Genomic DNA, 15,602 nt, shown 5'->3' with positions numbered 1-15,602 from the left:
TTAGTGAAAGGGTGGTTGTCCCAGTGGTCGAGTACCGGATCGACCGGCGCAGCGGCGTCGCCACCTACGTCCAGATCGTCCAGCAGACCAAACAGGCGCTCCGCCTCGGCCTCCTGGAGCCGGGCGACCGGCTGCCCACGGCCCGCGAGGTGGTCGCCGCCACCGCCATCAACCCCAACACCGTGCTCAAGGCGTACCGGGAGCTGGAACGGGAGGGGCTGGTCGAGGCGCGGCGCGGGCTCGGCACCTTCGTGCGCCGCACGCTCGGCGCCGGCGCCGCCGACACGCCCCTACGCGCCGAACTCGACGCCTGGGCGCGGCGCGCCCGCGCCGCCGGGCTCGACCGGGAGGACGCCGCGGCCCTGTTCGCCGCGGTGCTGGACGCACACTTCGTCGCCGGCGAGGGGCCGACGACACCACCACCGACCGGGCCGTCCGACCAGGCACGGCCGCACGAGGGGGACACCGCATGACCGAGACCGCCATCGAGGCGGCCGACCTCGGCAAACGCTACGGCGGACGCCGGGCCCGCACCGCCGGGGCCGCCACCGGTTGGGCCCTACGGAACTGCACCTTCCGGCTGCCCGCGGGGCGGGTGTGCGCCGTCGTCGGGCCCAACGGCGCCGGCAAGTCGACCCTGCTCACGCTCGCCGCCGGGCTCGGCCACCTCACCGAGGGCGCCCTGAGCGTCCTGGGCGCCACCCCGGCCGCCGCCCGCCCCCGCATCGCCTACGTCGCCCAGGAGAAGCCGCTGTACCCGCGGCTGACCGTGGACGAGACGCTGCGCCTGGGGGCCGAGCTGAACCCGGGCCGCTGGGACGGGGCGCTCGCCCGCCGCGTGATCGGGGAGGGCGCCCTGCCGTCCGGGGCCCGCGTCCGGTCCCTGTCCGGCGGCCAGCGCACCCGGGTCGCCCTGGCCCTGGCCCTCGCCACCCGCCCCGACCTGCTGCTCCTGGACGAGCCGATGGCCGACCTCGACCCGCTCGCCCGCCACCAGCTCATGGGCACCCTGCTGGCCGAGGCCACCGAGCACGGCACCACCGTGGTGATGTCCTCGCACATCCTGGGCGAGCTCGCCACCGCCTGCGACTTCCTCCTCCTCGTCAGCGGGGGTCGCATCCGGCTCGGCGGCGGCATCGACGACCTGGTCGCCGCGCACACCCACGTCACCGGCCGCGGCGCGGCCGGGGAACTGGCCGCCCACACCGTCGTGGAGTCCCGGGCCACCGGCCGCGGCACCAGCGCCCTGATCCGCCCCGACGGCGCCCTCCCACCCGGCTGGGAGCCGACGGAACCCACCCTGGAGGACGTCCTCCTCGCCCATCTGCGCTCCCCGGACGCCCCCGCCCTGCTCACCCCGGACGCCCGCACCCGCACGGAGGTGGCCGCGTGAGCGCCCCCGACACCGCCGCCCCGCCCCGCCCGGCGGGCACCGGCCCCGCCACCCCCGCCCCGCCCGCCGGCACCGACTTCCGCGCCTCGCTGCGCGTCGCCCACCTGGTCCACCGCGGCACCGTCCGCACCACCGGCATCGTGCTGCTGCTCGCCGCCGCGGTCGTCTTCGGGCTCTACCTGTGGCAGCGGCTGGCGCCGGACCGGGAACGGTGCCGGGGCTTCTACGGGCGCATGCTCTCCGCGGACGAGGTCGAAGCCCTCAACGCCTGCACGGGGGCGTCCTTCGGCTACGCCGAAGCCACCACCTGGTACGGCCTGCTCAGTGCGGATCCGGCCTTCTGGCTCTTCGTCCCGGTGCTGTTCGCGGCGGCGCTGGCCGCCGGGCCGCTGGTCGCCCGGGAGCTGGAATCCGGCACCTTCCGGCTGGCCTGGACCCAGGCCGAGACGCCACGGCGCTGGCTGACCGGCCGGCTCGCCCTGTTCGCCGCGGTGGCGGTGGCGGCGGGCGTGGTGCTGGTGGGCCTCTTCCGGTTCGCCCGGGCGACCAGCGAGCAGTGGCCGTCGGCCTGGCCCAACCTCGGCACCTTCCACGCCCTCGGCCCGGTGCTGGTCGCCTATCTGCTGCTGGCCCTCGCGGTCGGCGCGCTGACCGGGCTGCTGCTGCGCCGGGTACTGCCGGCCATGGCCGTCGCCACCCTCGCCACCGGGGGGCTCCTCGCCCTCCTCCACCAGTTGCGGCCGGGCCTGTGGCCCACCGAGAGCGCCGCGTGGCGGTTCGGGGCGTGGCCGCTGCCCGGGCACGCGTCCGTGGTCGACCAGGGGATGCTCACCTCCGCCGGCGAGCGCGTGCCGACGCCGGAGAGCCTGTGCACGCGTGAGTGGGACAAGCGCTACGAGTGCCTGCGCGAGAACGGATACGTCGGCCAGTGGGTCGAGTACCACCCGGCGTCCCACGTCTGGCCGCTCCAGCTGGTCGAGACGGCCCTGGTGCTCGGCGTCACCGCGGTGATCGCCCTGCTCGCCCTGCGGGCCCTGCGCCGACTCGCACCCTGAGGCCGCGCGGCCTCCGAAGCCACCGGTGCACCGGCACGGGGGGCAGGCCGTGCGGGGCGGCACCCGCACGGCCCGCACCGGAAAGGCCCTGACCAGGCCGAGGCCCCCGGGCCCGCCCGGTGACCCGTTTTCCCGTCGGGAAGCGGGTCACGGGCGGCACCCGGGGGCCGCTCCGTACGTTCCCGTCATGTCCTCGTAACCGGGCATTCAGATGCTCTTGTCAGGCTCGCGGAATGCAGCCCGCCGTACCCGCACCGCAAGTGAACGGGAGGCCCGTTCGAATTCCCACCTGCTCCGACGCGCCGCGCGGACCGGTGAGGCGGAACAATGGGGACATGAGTCAGCCAGACGCCCAGGCACAGGTCCAGCACGCCCAGCCCTCCGTGGGGTCGATCGCGGCGCACCGTCCGCACACCGTTTCCGCGGCCGTTTCCGATCTGGAACCGGACATCGACTCCGACCTCGACGTCTACGAGGACGACGACGCGGAAGGCGCCCGGCTCCCCCAGGGCAGGTTCCTCGACCGGGAACGCAGTTGGCTCGCCTTCAACGAGCGCGTGCTCGAACTCGCCGAGGACCCCCACACGCCGCTGCTGGAGCGTGCCAACTTCCTCGCGATCTTCGCCAGCAACCTGGACGAGTTCTTCATGGTCCGGGTCGCAGGTCTGAAGCGCCGCATCGCCACCGGGGTCGCCACCCGGTCCGCCTCCGGCCTCCAGCCGCGCGAGGTGCTCGACATGATCTGGGCCCGCTCCCGCGAGCTGATGGCCCGTCATGCCGCCTGCTACCAGGAGGACGTGGCGCCCGCCCTCGCCGAACAGGACATCCACCTGGTCCGCTGGGGCGAGCTGACCGACAAGGAGCAGGCCCGCCTGTTCACCCTGTTCCGGCACCAGATCTTCCCGGTGCTCACGCCGCTGGCGGTCGACCCGGCGCACCCCTTCCCGTACATCTCGGGCCTGTCGCTGAACCTCGCGGTCGTGGTCCGCAACCCGGTCAGCGGCCACCGCCACTTCGCCCGGGTGAAGGTGCCGCCGCTGCTCTCCCGCTTCCTGGAGGCCTCGCCCTCGCGGTACGTGCCGATCGAGGACGTCATCGCCGCCCACCTGGAGGAACTCTTCCCGGGCATGGAGGTGCTGGAGCACCACATGTTCCGGCTCACCCGCAACGAGGACCTGGAGGTCGAGGAGGACGACGCCGAGAACCTCCTCCAGGCCCTGGAGAAGGAGCTGATGCGGCGCCGCTTCGGCCCCCCGGTGCGGCTGGAGGTCGAGGAGTCCATCGACCGCTACGTCCTCGACCTGCTGGTGCGTGAGTTGAAGATCAGCGAGGCCGAGGTGTACCCGCTGCCCGGCCCGCTGGACCTCACCGGCCTCTTCGGCATCTCCTCGCTTGACCGGCCCGAACTCAAGTACCCCAAGTTCATCGCCGGCACCCACCGCGACCTGTCCGAGGCGGAGACCGCCTCCGCGCCCGACATCTTCGCCGCGCTGCGCGAGCGGGACGTGCTGCTGCATCACCCCTACGACAGCTTCTCCACCTCGGTGCAGGCGTTCCTGGAGCAGGCCGCCGCCGACCCGGGCGTCCTCGCCATCAAGCAGACGCTGTACCGCACCTCCGGCGACTCCCCGATCGTCGACGCGCTGATAGACGCGGCCGAGTCCGGCAAGCAGGTGCTCGTCCTGGTGGAGATCAAGGCCCGCTTCGACGAGCAGGCCAACATCAAGTGGGCCCGCAAGCTGGAGGAGGCCGGCTGCCACGTCGTGTACGGGCTGGTGGGGCTGAAGACCCACTGCAAGCTGTCCCTGGTGGTCCGCCAGGAGGGCGACACGCTCCGCCGCTACTCCCACGTCGGCACCGGCAACTACCACCCCAAGACGGCCCGCCTCTACGAGGACCTCGGCGTGCTCACCGCCGACTCCCAGGTCGGCGCCGACCTGTCCGACCTGTTCAACCGGCTCTCCGGGTACTCCCGCCGGGAGACCTACCGCCGGCTGCTGGTCGCCCCCAAGTCGCTCCGCGACGGCCTGGTCTCCCGCGTCAACAAGGAAGTCCAGCATCACCGTTCCGGGCGACCCGCCTACGTCCGCATCAAGGTCAACTCGATGGTGGACGAAGCCCTGATCGACGCCTGCTACCGGGCGTCCCAGGCGGGCGTGCCGGTCGACATCTGGGTGCGCGGCATCTGCGCCGTGCGCCCCGGAGTGCCGGGTCTCTCCGAGAACATCCGGGTACGGTCGGTACTCGGCCGCTTCCTGGAGCACTCGCGGGTCTTCGCCTTCGGCAACGGGGGAGAACCCGAGGTGTGGCTGGGCAGCGCCGACATGATGCACCGCAACCTCGACCGCCGCATCGAAGCGCTGATCCGGGTCACCGACCCCGCGCACCGGGCCTCCCTGAACCGGCTGTTGGAGACCGGGATGTCCGACGCCACCAGCTCCTGGCACCTGGGGCCGGACGGCGAGTGGACCCGGCACGCCACCGATGCGGACGGCCAACCGCTGCGGAACGTACAGGAGATGCTCATCGACGCCCGGAGGCGCAGGCGTGGCACACCGAAACCCTGACCTCGCGGTGCAGCCCTCGGCGGGGGACGTCCTCGCGGCCCATCTCCGGGGCCGTGCGACGGACTTCCTCCGCTCGCTGAGGCTGCACCGCGAGGCCGGTGCCGGGGCGGGCGGGACCACCGCCCCGGCCAGGGCGGCAGCGGTGCACCTGCGCCGCTCCGCCCGCCGCATCGGCGGCACCCTGCACACCTTCCGCCCGCTGGTGGACCACGACTGGTCCGACGAGCTGCGCATCGAACTCGCCTGGCTCTCCGGCACCCTGGCCCGCGAGCACGCCCACGGCGACCGCCTGGAACGGCTGCTCGGCGCACTGGCCCGGCTCTCCGGCGAGGCCGCCGCCCCGGCCGCGGCCCCCGGCGCCGCGGCCGGCCGTACCGTCGCCGGCGCCCGGCGGACGACCCGGACCGCCGGGGCGACCGTCCCGCCCCCGGCCTCCGCCGCCGATCCGGCCAAGGGCCTCGCCCTCGGCGCCGCCCGGGCCGCCGCCCTGCTGGAACGCCAACTCACCCTGGCCCGGACCCGCGCCCACTCGGCCGGCCTGGACGCCTTCGGCTCCGCCCGCTTCCACGCCCTGGCTGACAACGTTGCCGTCCTCGCCAGCGACGTGCCCCTCACCCCGGCCGCCCGCGTCCCCGTCGACCTGTTGCACCCGCTCGCCGCCGAGGCCGAGGCCCGGCTGCTGGACGCCGTCCGGGCGCTGCCGCTGCTCACCGCGGGCCACCCGTACAACGCGCAGGGCCTCGCCGCCGCCCCCTCGCCCCGCGCCCAGGACGACCCCTGGCACCGGGTCCGGCAGTTGCTGCGGCTGCACCGCTACGCTCGCGAGGTGCTGGCCCGACAGGACGGCGCGGGCCACCCGGCCGAGGACACCCGGCTGCTGCACGCCGGCGAGGCCCTCGACCGGCACCGGGACGCGTCCGAGGCCGCCGAGGCCGCGGCGACGGCGGCGGGCACCCCGAGGATCGCCCCGACCACCGCCTACGTCCTCGGCGTGCTCCACGCCGACCAGCGCCACGAAGTGGAGGCGGCCCGCTACGCGTTCCAGCGGGCCTGGACCCGGGAGGTGACCGGAGGATGAGCGGCGACCCCACAACGGACCGCACGGTGCGCGCGGCCGGTTGCGTGCTGTGGCGGCGGGCCCCGGGCGGGGACGGCATCGAACTGTGCCTCGTCCACCGCCCCCGCTACGACGACTACAGCCATCCCAAGGGCAAGCTGAAGCGCGGCGAGGACCCCCTGGCCGGTGCGCTGCGCGAGGTCGCCGAGGAGACCGGCCACACCTGTCTGCCCGGTGTGGTGCTGCCCACGGTCCGCTACGAGGTGGCCGGCCGTCCCAAGGAGGTCCGGTACTGGGCGGCCGAGGCCACGGACGGCGAGTTCGTCCCCAACGACGAGGTCGACCACCTGCTGTGGCTCGCCCCCGGCGCGGCCCGCGCCCGTCTCACCCACGACCACGACCGCACCCTGGTCGACGCGCTGCTGGCCGCCCGGCGCCCCCTCTGATCCCCCGGACGGACGCGACCCCCCGGCCGGTCGTACCGTCCGACGAAGCGACCGTCGGCCCGGCGCTCGCACCCCCTCGCCCGGCGGGCAACTCCTCTGCCCAGCCCTCGCGTTGACGGACGGTCCGGCGCCTTCGGCGTGCCCGGTCACCGACTACGGAGCGTAGCCGGTGACCGGTATGGCGGCCCGTGCGTAACCTCCGGAAGCGGGAGGGAGTTTCCAAACCGCCCGAAAAGCACTGGAGTTGAACATATGACTGAAAGGTCGGGTGCGCCCGCGGACGGTTTGGAATGGTTCGGCCGCGAGATCTCCGAAGCGCTCCTGCACAAGGGGGTGACCCCCCAGGAACTCGCGGACGCGACGGGGTACGAAGTGCCCTACGTGCTGAAGGTCAGCAGCGGCACCGCACTGCCCTCGACGGCCTTCGCGAAGGGCTGCGACCGCTACTTCGGCACCTCCGGCTGGTTCACCCGCCTCCTGAACCGGCTCAACGAACGCGGCCACCCCGGCTGGTTCGTCCCGTACCTGAAGCTGGAACGGGAAGCCGCCCGCATCGAGGACTACAGCAACACCTTCGTCATGGGCATGCTGCAAGTGCCCAGCTATGCCGAAGCCGCCTTCCGTGCCTCGCACCCGCGCGAGAGCGACGACCAGATCCGGGCCAGGGTCGACGCCCGGATGCGCCGCCGCGAAGTGATGGACACCACCACGCCGCCGCTGCTGTGGATCATCCTGCACGAGGCCGTGCTCTGCACGGTGGTCGGCAGCCGCGCCATCATGACCAGCCAACTCCGCCACCTGGTCCGGCAGGCGGCCAGCCCCCACATCACCCTCCAGGTGCTCCGGTTCGCCGCCGGCGCCCCCGCCTCCTCCGCCGCCTTCACCCTGCTGAAGCCGAACGACGGGCCCACCGTCGTGTACTCGGAAGCGCGGGAACTGGGCCACGTGAACGATTCGGCAGCGGCCGTGGGCAACGCCCGCACCGCCTACGAACGCCTCCGCGCCTCCGCCCTCTCGCCCGACCTGTCGGTGTCCTTCATCCGCGAGATCGCCGAGGAGCACTCCCGGTGACCACCCCCGTGCCCGGGGCGGGCCGCAGCACCGACCCGCCCTGGGCCAAGAGCAGTCACAGCGGCGGCGAGGGCGGCCAGTGCCTGGAGTGGGCGCCCGGTCCCGCCCGAGACCTGGTCCGTCTCCGCGACGGCAAGGTCCCGGAGGGCCCCCACCTCGTCCTCCCCGTCCGGGCGTTCGCCGGACTGGTGGCCTGGGTCGGCACGTACGGCCCCGCCGAACGCTCCGATACGCCACGGATGGTGATACAAGGGTTGCGTTGAGTGACGGGATCGAACGGGACCCCGCCCCCACCACGCGACCGTAGGACGACGATGAACCCACGCACCCACCGGCCGGGCCCCGCCCGCCGCGCCCTGACCGCACTGATCGGCCTGCTCGCCGCGCTCCTGGCCTGGAGCGCCCTGCCGGCGACCACCGCAGGCGCCCAGGAGGGCCGGCTGAAGGGCTGGGGCGCCAATGACAACTACCAGCTCGGCGGGACCCTCACCGGCGCCAAGTACAAGCCGGTGACCATCCCCGGAGCCACCGGCAGCGACGTCGACGGCCTCGCCGCCGGCTACTACCACAGCCTCTCCCTCCTCTCCAACGGCACCGTCGAGAGCTGGGGCCGCAACGCCGAGGGGCAGTTGGGCATCGGCAACACCGTCGCCCAGGAACAGGCGTCCACCGTCACGGGCCTGCGCGGCGTCGTCGCCGTCGCGGCCGGCAACTACCACAGCCTGGCCCTGCTCTCCGACGGCACGGTCCGCGCCTGGGGCCGCAACTCCGAGGGCCAACTCGGCGACAACAGCACCGCCCAGCGCAACAACCCGGTGACCGTCTCCGGCCTCACCAACGTCGAGGCCATCGCCGCCGGCGCCCTGCACAGCGTCGCCGTCCTCGCCGACGGCACCGTCAAGACCTGGGGCTACAACGCCAACGGCCAACTGGGCGACGGCTCCACCACCAACCGCACCACCCCCGTCACCGTCAGCGGCATCACCAACGCCCGCAGCGCGGCCGGCGGCAGCGCCCACACCCTCGCCCGCCGCGCCGACGGCACGGTGTGGGCCTGGGGCCGCGGCTCCGAGGGACAGCTCGGCGACAACACCAGCACCCAGCGGCTCACCCCGGTGAAGGTCGACGACATCACCACCGCCCGCGAGATCAGCGCCGGCGTCTACCACAGCGTCGCCCGCCTCGCCGACGGCACCGTCAAGACCTGGGGCTACAACGCCCAGGGCCAGCAGGGCGACGGCACCACCACCAACCGCCCCGCCCCCATCACCCTCGACGGCGCCACCAACATCCGCGCCGTCTCCGCGGGCGGCTACCACACCCTGGTCCTCGACCGGGACGGCAAGGTCAGCACCGTCGGCTACAACAACAACGGCCAGCTCGGCGACGGCAGCGCCACCAACCGCACCTCCCTGACCACCCCGGTCAACAGCCTCAGCAGCGTCTCCCTGATCGCGGCCGGCGGAGAGTTCAGCCTCGCGGGCTGACGCCCCCCACCCCGCAGCCCCCGGTGGACGGAACGCTTCCGTTCCGTCCACCGGGGGCTTCATGCCGTGCGGCTCCCGCGGCTGTGGGCGATGCGGAGGGTGTCGTGGAGGGCTTCGGCGTGGCGGGCGAGGAGGAAGCGGAGTTCGGGGTGGGTGAGTCGGGGTTCGTCGAGCAGGGCGTGGGTGTGGGCGAGGAGGTCCTCGGCCATGGTGAGTTGGGTGGCTTCGACGCCGTCGGCGAGTCGGGTGAGGTAGCCGCCTCCGTCCTCGTGTTCGGTGTCGGGGGCGAGGTAACAGGGTTTGCCCTCCGGGGACGACCAGGGGAGGAGGCGTGGTCCGGGGGCGGGCGAGTGGAGGTCCGGTCGCCGAACCGGAAGCGGTGGGCTCGGGTCACCGGTTCCGCGACGGTGACGACACGGGCGGGCTCGGCCTGAGATTGCGGGCGAGTTCCGATGCGTGATGTGCATGCACGCATGCGGAGGGCGCATGTCGGGGTTGCGCGACGGGTGCAGTGAGGAAGTAGGTAGACGTGAACTGGTCAGGCCGGGCGGTCCGGGAGGCAGCGCGTCGTGGTGACTACGGGCGCGTGATTCAGCTGGTGCGGAGGGATGCCCGGGTATCGCAGAGACAACTGGGAGACTTCTGCGGACTGTCGCAGTCGGCAGTCTCGCGCATTGAGCAGAGAGGATCGGGCGCGTACGACATGAAGACCCTTGCCAGGGTCGCCGAGTATCTGTCCATTCCGCCTTCACTGGTTGGTCTGGCGGAAACTGGATCTCGGCCTTCGCCGCCGACGGAGGACCGCGAGTCGTTGGGTTCTCGATCGCGTCTGGCTGCTGTGCATGAAGATGCGACGGTTTCAGAACTGCATGGTTCGCTTCCCCGGATCTCCGGCGCTGGGGCTGACCAAGCCCATGTGCTGAGTATCGCAACCCATTCCTTTCGGAAGGTGGAGGCCACCGTGGCGGCGCCCCAGCTGCTGGACGCGGTTCAAGGGCACATGCGATTGGTGCGTGCTGTTACAGCACAGGAAACCGACCGTGAAGGTCGAGCTCGGATGGCAGCGGTGGGTAGCGAAGTGGCCAGCTTTGCTGGGTGGCTCTGCTGGGACATGTCGGACCAAGGGTCTGCTCGGAGTTGGTACGGAGCTGCGATCAAGGCCGCGAAGCGCTCCCATCGTCCGCTCTTGACCGCATACCAGCAAGGGAGCCTTGCTCAATTCGAGGTGGAGTTGGGAAACGTGGCCCAAGGGCTCCAACTCATCAGGGCGGCCCGTGAACAACTCAGCGACGACTACCCGGCGATTTCGGCCGCCTGGCTCTCGTCCTTGGAAGCCGTGGCCCATGCCACGGCAGGGAACTCGCGTGAGGCGGACCGTGCTCTCCTGGACAGCGAGATCCGGACAAGGGAAGTCTCTCGGGACGAGATGCCGCCTTGGCCCTGGATCTTCACTTTCGATCAACGTAAGGTCGCTGCCGCAAGGGTAACCTGTGGTGCTCGGTTGGCACGTGCTCGATGGGTCGAGGAATCCTTGGACGATGCGCGGTCCGCGCTGACCGTTGGTCATCAGAAGCAACGTGCATTGCTGGGTTTGGACGTGGCGAGCGGCTATCTGAGTTCGGGGCAGCTTGACAGCGCGTTCGCGCTCGCCCTCCGTTCTCTTGACGTCGGTGTCAGGCTTCGCTCCGGTCGTATCGTTGAGCGCGCCAGAGCGTTTCGCCGTGCCTACGCGTCCACATCGCCCCCGTCAGTGGTGCGTGAATTCGATGCGCAATTGCATGACGTGTACCTGTAGCCCTCTGATTGCCATCGGAAGGAAAATCACATGCGAGTGGGTATCACTGGACACCGCGGACTGTCGAGTGCGGTCGAGGTACAGACGCGAGCCCTTCTGGCCGAGGCCGTCGCGTTGTACGAGCCTGGTGAACTCGTTGCTGTGAGCTGCATCGCGGATGGTCCTGACACCTGGTTCGCGCTGGCAGTGCTCGAACGCGGTGGCGGGCTCGAAGTGGTGCTGCCTGCACAGGATTACAGGGCCGATCTGCCCGAGTGGCACCACAGCACGTATGACGAGCTCCTGAGGAGGGCTGCCGCCGTGCACCGCACCGGGCTCGTCGCATCCGGCGCGCACGCGCACATGGCCGGTGGCGAGCTGCTGGCCGACTCGGTCGAGGTGCTGATCGCTGTCTGGGACGGTCAGCCGGCACGCGGCCTCGGCGGGACCGCGGATGTGGTGGCCCATGCCGAGCGCAACGGGGTGCCGGTGAGGGTGCTCTGGCCTGAAGGGGCCGTGCGGGACTGACGAGTTCAGAAGGAGGGAGAAGAGCGACATGGTCCCCACCCGCAGGGGAGTCGTCAACGCGAGCCTGTTCAGCGTCGCGCTCACGATTCCCGGTTGGCCGGACGTGGTGGGCCGGATGGAGCGGGTGCGTCAGGAGACGGCGCCCCGGATCGGGATGCCGGACGTCGACATGGTGATCGCCATGACGGAACAACTGTCCGAGCTGGACGACAGGTTCGGCGGACGTCACGCCCGCCCGATGGCGGCGGCGTTCCTCGTCAACACGGTCGTCCCCTACCTACGGGCCCAGGCACCCGACGCGGTCCGGAAGGCGATGATGTCCGCCGCCTCGGACCTCTGCTACCTCACCGGGTACATGGCCGTGGACGAGGGCCTGGAGGGGCTCGGCCAGCGGTACTACCTGAAGGCCCTGGAACTGGCCGGGGCCTCGGAGGACCACCTGACGTACTGCACCACACTGCGCGGGATGAGCGTGCAGGCCGTGGAACTGGGGCACAGCGCCACGTCCATGCGTCTCGCCGACGCAGCCGCCTCCGCGTCCCCCCAGGCCGGACCCCGGATGCGGGCCTTCCTCGCGGGACAACAGGCCCATGCCGCCGCCCAGTCCGGTGACGTCAGCAGGGCGATGACGCACCTTCGCGAAGCCGAGCGTGCCATGGACAAGGCCGAGTCCCGTGAGAAGGCGTTCGGCTCCTACGATCCGGCGGCGCTGTACTACCACATCAGCCACGTCCGTCATGAGCTGGGCGACCTGCCGGGAGCCATCAGCGCCATGGAGGAGTCCGACCGTCTCATGTACGCGGTCTACCGACGTTCTCACGCGAAGAAGCGAGCCACTCTCGCCGAGTTCCAGATGCAGCACGGCCACCTGGAAGCCGCCTGCGTCACCTGGAACAAGGTGCTGGACGAGTTGCCCCTGGTGCAGAGCGGTCGGGTGGACCGCAGGGTCACCCGCATGTTCGGAATGATCAAGCCGCATCTCGGCAACCGGTACGCCCGGGCGCTCTACGATCGGGCCCGTACCGAGACGCCGGCGGCCCTGCATGCGTGAGCGGGGCCGGCCGTGACTGGTGGATGATCGACGAGGTCCGCATCGCCCACCTGAACTTCCGGCCGGACGGTACCCGGATCAATCGCGAGGAGTACGAGGGGGACTTCGCCCCCACCAGGAGTGGAGGCGCATCGCCCTGGAGAACTCCGGCCCTTCGCTGAGTACATGGAGGTCCTTGATGCCTGAGGCCGACCTGGCGGGTGGCCGGAGTGTCTAAGTTCCTGACGGTGCACGGCACTTGGTGGCGATGACGTAGACGCTGCCCCGGCGGCGCTTGGGGTTGGCCACCGTGGGGTGGAACGTCCAAGGGCCGACGGTGATGAAGCCGGCTTCCTCGAAGAGCTGGACGAGTTTCTCGTGGTCGTAGGCCCACAGGTGCGGGGTGTAGGTGGGGTCGTCGTCCTGGTCGCGGAGGACGAGGTTGACGAGATCAAGCCGCGTGTTGATGTCGCCGAGGCAGTTGCGCTTGGCGTACCAGCGCTCGATGGTCTCGTCGGTGCTGTTCAGGGGCCCGGGGTACTGGCTCAGAGCGAACGCGGCGTCGGGAACGCCGGTGATGATCCTGCCGCCCGGCACGAGGACGCGGTGGGCCTCGCGGACGTAGTGCTTGGCCGAGCGCGGGTAGTCGATGTGCTCCAGGAAGTGCTCGGAGAAGATCTCGTCAGTGCTGTCGTCCCTGGAGGGGGATGCCCTCGCGGATGTCCCAGAGGAGGTCGGCCGGCGGGACGAGGTCGATGTTGAAGAAGCCGTCGATGCGGTGGGCCCCGCCGCCGATCTGGACCTTGGCGGGCTTGTCGTCGATCCGGCCATTGGGCCAGGCGCGCCGGCTGGCGTTGTGGTAGCCGTGGAGTTCGATCTCCTTGGCGGCGGCCCGGAGGGTGCGGGCGAGGCCATGGGTCGTGGCGGGGTCGGCGAGGACCGAGGCGATCTGTTCGCCGAGGAGGTCGACGGAGGGTAGGCCGGAGGGACTCATCAGGGATCTCCTGGGTGTGAGGTTGCGCGGGGTGGGGTGGGCCGCGGATGGCGGCGGCGGTGATCAGGCGCCGCTGGGCGAGGGGGCGGTCCACTGGTTGTTGCGCATGAGGGTGTACTTGATGTCCACCAGCCGCGGGGCGATGGTCAGCGCGAGCTCCTCGGCCGGGTGGAGGTGGCCGGTGTCGTCCTGCTCGGCGCGCCAGACGCGGTAGTCGAGGTTGGGGTAGGCCGGGTTGATGCCGATCTCACCCTTGGGCATCGTGCCGTTGAACGGGGCGACGATGTCCATGTGGTTCCAGTAGTTCCAGGCTTGCAGAGCCTTGTGCTGGTCGAAGTAGAAGTAGAAGTCGGGGTAGCGGCCGAAGGTGCGCAGTTCCCGGTGGATGAGGTGGCCGAGGAGGGGTCCGAGCTGAGTGGCCAGGGAGTCGAACTCCCAGCGCGTGTGGTGCCGGGCTTCCGGGGCGTCGCCAGGTGCGAAGAGGCGGGCGGCGACGAGGTAGCTGATCCGCTCGACCAGGTAGGCGCTCGCGTGACTGGTGTCGATGGTCGGGTCGACTCGGTGGATGAGTGCGGCCAGCTGCTTCGGGCGGGGACGGAACCTCGCGAGGTCGAACTTGCCGGCCATCGCGGGGAAGGAGGCGAACAGCATCTCCTTGTAGAGCCAGTTGTTCAGCTCGCCGAGCTCGGCCAGGCGCCGGGTGTGGCGGGAGGCCGAGTGGAGCATCAGGTACTCGGCGACCGCTTCGAAGTACAGGTAGCCGAGGATCGGCAGCCGAGGGATCGTCTCGTCGAGCAGCTTGAGGAACGGCTCGGAGTCGACCCGGGTGCCCTGGTAGGCGACGGCGGCAGCGGTGGCGAGGAACGCGGCCGAGTTCTTGACCCGGCTGACGACGGTCTCGCGCAGCTGGTGCCGTTCGTTCTTGCTCAGCAGGTATTCGAGGTGGCTGTAGATCCGCAGGTGGATGAGGCCCAGCCGCAGGTAGTCCACGCCGGCGAGACCGCGGTACGCCTGCGGCGGGGTGGCGATCTCGAAGATCAGCGGGGTGGGGACGCGATCGGTGACGCCGAGCTTGGCCAGGAAGGTCGGCGCTTCCTTGGTCAGGACGTAGGCACCGAGGTTGTGCATGCGGAAGCCATGGTCGGTCGCGGTGAGCGGCGCGCAGTAGATGCTTCCGACGAGGCAGCCGCCCGACGGGTAGAGCACTCCCTGCCGACTGATCTCCTCCAGGGCGTGGGTGACGTGCAGCAGGTGCAGCTTGCCGCTCCCGCTCAGGGCCTCGAAGAGGGCGTTCTGCCGCAGCAGATGGCCGTTCCGGGTGTCCTCGGCGAGACGTCGGTCCCAGCCTGCGGCCTGGGTGGCGAGCGGGTCGGTGTGGTCGGCGGGGCTGGGGATGAGGGTGGAGTCGTAGAAGGCGTGGGCGTCGGCCCACAGATGGTAGGCGTCGAGGAAGTCCATGGTCAGACCAGGCCCTTCTCGGCGAGCGCGTAACGGACGGCCGCGGTGCCGCTGGCCCCGGCGAGGTAGGCACGCTCCGAGACCAGGGCCAGGTCGAAGGCGAGGTTGCGCAGCTGGTCGAAGCCGGGCTCGCGGACGTACCGGGAGTCCGGCCACCACTTCAGTTTCGGCAGGCGGTAGCGGTCCAGGGCATCGGCAGCCTTGACCACGTCGGTGATGTGCTCAGCCCGGGCGTGGTCGGACTTGTCGTCCGCGGTGAACGCCTCGTACGGAACGTCGTGCAGTCGGACGGCGGTGGCCGCCTGCACGATCCGCCGTGGCGCGGCGGCGAGGCCGAAGTGGCCCCAGACGGTGTCGGCGTTCACGGTGAGCCAGGTGGCCGCGCGGGCGCCATGTCCGCGATCGTCCTGGTCGTGGCGCCGCTGGCAGTCGTGTACGGCCGCGGCGAGGACGGCGGCGAGCGCCGCCGTCCTCATGGCGTGCCGGACGCCGTGGAGCGAGGTGTACAGGTGGGGGTCGGCCCACCACCGGGCGGGCAGTCCGCCGTGCGCGAGCAGCTCCTTCGACTGCGGGCGCAAGGCCGGCTGCGGTGTCGGCGGGAGGTCGGGCCTGTGGTCGCTGATCCACGCGACGGTGGCGTGGTCCATGTGCTGGTGGAGCGGGAGCTGCCCTCGGGCAGCCAGGTAGATCAGACTTGCGGTCAACGGGGTCGTGCTCACTCGTGCCCACCCCCTTGGTGGTC

14 protein-coding genes and 2 pseudogenes are annotated in these 15,602 nt (G+C 71.3%); 12 read left to right on the top strand and 4 right to left on the bottom strand.

All coding sequences use genetic code 11. The features are described 5' to 3' along the window. Nucleotides 1-23 precede the first annotated feature (23 nt). The 9 genes from ABT092_RS21785 to ABT092_RS21745 all read left to right on the top strand — a co-directional run bounded on the left by ABT092_RS21785 (nt 24) and on the right by ABT092_RS21745 (nt 9,076). Nucleotides 24-473: a GntR family transcriptional regulator gene (locus tag ABT092_RS21785; protein ID WP_451364374.1), complete on the top strand. Its 450-nt coding sequence runs from the start codon at nt 24-26 to the stop codon at nt 471-473. Then, nucleotides 470-1,393: an ABC transporter ATP-binding protein gene (locus tag ABT092_RS21780; protein WP_351246319.1), complete on the top strand. Its 924-nt coding sequence runs from the start codon at nt 470-472 to the stop codon at nt 1,391-1,393. Before ABT092_RS21785 ends, ABT092_RS21780 begins: the two co-directional genes overlap by 4 nt. Then, entirely contained in the window at nt 1,390-2,448 is a 1,059-nt protein-coding gene (locus ABT092_RS21775; RefSeq protein WP_351246317.1) for an ABC-2 membrane transporter-related protein, read from the top strand. The genes ABT092_RS21780 and ABT092_RS21775 overlap by 4 nt, the downstream gene beginning before the upstream one ends. A gap of 335 nt (nt 2,449-2,783) precedes the next feature. Further along, complete coding sequence (locus tag ABT092_RS21770; RefSeq protein WP_351246315.1) at nt 2,784-5,015, top strand: RNA degradosome polyphosphate kinase; 2,232 nt, start codon at nt 2,784-2,786, stop codon at nt 5,013-5,015. Further along, nucleotides 4,933-6,093 carry a CHAD domain-containing protein gene (locus tag ABT092_RS21765; protein ID WP_502968477.1) on the top strand — a complete coding sequence of 387 codons (1,161 nt, stop codon included), beginning with the start codon at nt 4,933-4,935 and terminating at the stop codon, nt 6,091-6,093. The genes ABT092_RS21770 and ABT092_RS21765 overlap by 83 nt, the downstream gene beginning before the upstream one ends. After that, nucleotides 6,090-6,518: an NUDIX hydrolase gene (locus ABT092_RS21760; RefSeq protein ID WP_351246311.1), complete on the top strand. Its 429-nt coding sequence runs from the start codon at nt 6,090-6,092 to the stop codon at nt 6,516-6,518. The genes ABT092_RS21765 and ABT092_RS21760 overlap by 4 nt, the downstream gene beginning before the upstream one ends. Nucleotides 6,519-6,770: 252 nt before the next feature. Continuing rightward, nucleotides 6,771-7,589, top strand: coding sequence for a helix-turn-helix domain-containing protein (locus tag ABT092_RS21755; protein ID WP_351246309.1), 819 nt, complete (start codon nt 6,771-6,773; stop codon nt 7,587-7,589). Beyond that, nucleotides 7,586-7,852 (top strand): DUF397 domain-containing protein, encoded by a 267-nt coding sequence (locus tag ABT092_RS21750; protein WP_351246307.1) that lies wholly within the window; start codon nt 7,586-7,588, stop codon nt 7,850-7,852. The genes ABT092_RS21755 and ABT092_RS21750 overlap by 4 nt, the downstream gene beginning before the upstream one ends. 51 nt (nt 7,853-7,903) lie before the next feature. Next, nucleotides 7,904-9,076: an RCC1 domain-containing protein gene (locus ABT092_RS21745; protein WP_351246305.1), complete on the top strand. Its 1,173-nt coding sequence runs from the start codon at nt 7,904-7,906 to the stop codon at nt 9,074-9,076. A 59-nt stretch (nt 9,077-9,135) separates the two neighbouring features. Here ABT092_RS21745 and ABT092_RS21740 read toward each other — a convergent pair whose 3' ends face one another. Further along, entirely contained in the window at nt 9,136-9,285 is a 150-nt protein-coding gene (locus tag ABT092_RS21740; RefSeq protein WP_351246303.1) for a hypothetical protein, read from the bottom strand. 320 nt (nt 9,286-9,605) lie between these two features. Between ABT092_RS21740 and ABT092_RS21735 the strand changes: the two genes are divergently transcribed. The 3 genes and pseudogenes from ABT092_RS21735 to ABT092_RS21725 form a co-directional block, all read left to right on the top strand. Continuing rightward, the gene (locus ABT092_RS21735; protein WP_351246301.1) at nt 9,606-10,871 is read left to right on the top strand and encodes a helix-turn-helix domain-containing protein; all 1,266 of its coding nucleotides are present in this window, start codon (nt 9,606-9,608) and stop codon (nt 10,869-10,871) included. Between the two features lie 30 nt (nt 10,872-10,901). After that, nucleotides 10,902-11,378 (top strand): hypothetical protein, encoded by a 477-nt coding sequence (locus tag ABT092_RS21730; RefSeq protein ID WP_351246299.1) that lies wholly within the window; start codon nt 10,902-10,904, stop codon nt 11,376-11,378. A 19-nt stretch (nt 11,379-11,397) separates the two neighbouring features. Beyond that, a pseudogene (locus ABT092_RS21725) lies at nt 11,398-12,429 on the top strand (NsdA family TPR-like regulatory protein); the annotation flags it as partial. A gap of 213 nt (nt 12,430-12,642) precedes the next feature. Here ABT092_RS21725 and ABT092_RS21720 read toward each other — a convergent pair. The 3 genes and pseudogenes from ABT092_RS21720 to ABT092_RS21710 all read right to left on the bottom strand — a co-directional run bounded on the left by ABT092_RS21720 (nt 12,643) and on the right by ABT092_RS21710 (nt 15,579). Beyond that, nucleotides 12,643-13,402 (bottom strand): annotated as a pseudogene (locus ABT092_RS21720) (class I SAM-dependent methyltransferase). A gap of 63 nt (nt 13,403-13,465) precedes the next feature. Further along, the gene (locus ABT092_RS21715) at nt 13,466-14,860 is read right to left on the bottom strand and encodes a hypothetical protein (protein ID WP_351246295.1); all 1,395 of its coding nucleotides are present in this window, start codon (nt 14,858-14,860) and stop codon (nt 13,466-13,468) included. Between the two features lie 2 nt (nt 14,861-14,862). After that, complete coding sequence (locus ABT092_RS21710) at nt 14,863-15,579, bottom strand: hypothetical protein (protein ID WP_351246293.1); 717 nt, start codon at nt 15,577-15,579, stop codon at nt 14,863-14,865. Nucleotides 15,580-15,602 lie beyond the last annotated feature (23 nt).

This window comes from Streptomyces sp. NPDC002490 (assembly GCF_040296045.1).
In the GTDB taxonomy this organism is placed as follows: Bacteria; Actinomycetota; Actinomycetes; order Streptomycetales; family Streptomycetaceae; genus Streptomyces.
Note: the sequence above shows the minus strand (reverse complement) of the source record. Positions and strands in the feature narration are given on the sequence as shown.

Bases quoted from the DNA above. Each gene is read 5' to 3' on its own strand.
- ABT092_RS21780 (WP_351246319.1), top strand. From the start codon at position 470: ATGACCGAGACCGCCATCGAGGCGGCCGACCTCGGCAAACGCTACGGC.
- ABT092_RS21770 (WP_351246315.1), top strand. From the start codon at position 2,784: ATGAGTCAGCCAGACGCCCAGGCACAGGTCCAGCACGCCCAGCCCTCC.
- ABT092_RS21765 (WP_502968477.1), top strand. From the start codon at position 4,933: ATGCGGACGGCCAACCGCTGCGGAACGTACAGGAGATGCTCATCGACG.
- ABT092_RS21760 (WP_351246311.1), top strand. From the start codon at position 6,090: ATGAGCGGCGACCCCACAACGGACCGCACGGTGCGCGCGGCCGGTTGC.
- ABT092_RS21755 (WP_351246309.1), top strand. From the start codon at position 6,771: ATGACTGAAAGGTCGGGTGCGCCCGCGGACGGTTTGGAATGGTTCGGC.
- ABT092_RS21745 (WP_351246305.1), top strand. From the start codon at position 7,904: ATGAACCCACGCACCCACCGGCCGGGCCCCGCCCGCCGCGCCCTGACC.
- ABT092_RS21740 (WP_351246303.1), bottom strand. From the start codon at position 9,285: ATGGCCGAGGACCTCCTCGCCCACACCCACGCCCTGCTCGACGAACCC.
- ABT092_RS21730 (WP_351246299.1), top strand. From the start codon at position 10,902: ATGCGAGTGGGTATCACTGGACACCGCGGACTGTCGAGTGCGGTCGAG.
- ABT092_RS21715 (WP_351246295.1), bottom strand. From the start codon at position 14,860: ATGGACTTCCTCGACGCCTACCATCTGTGGGCCGACGCCCACGCCTTC.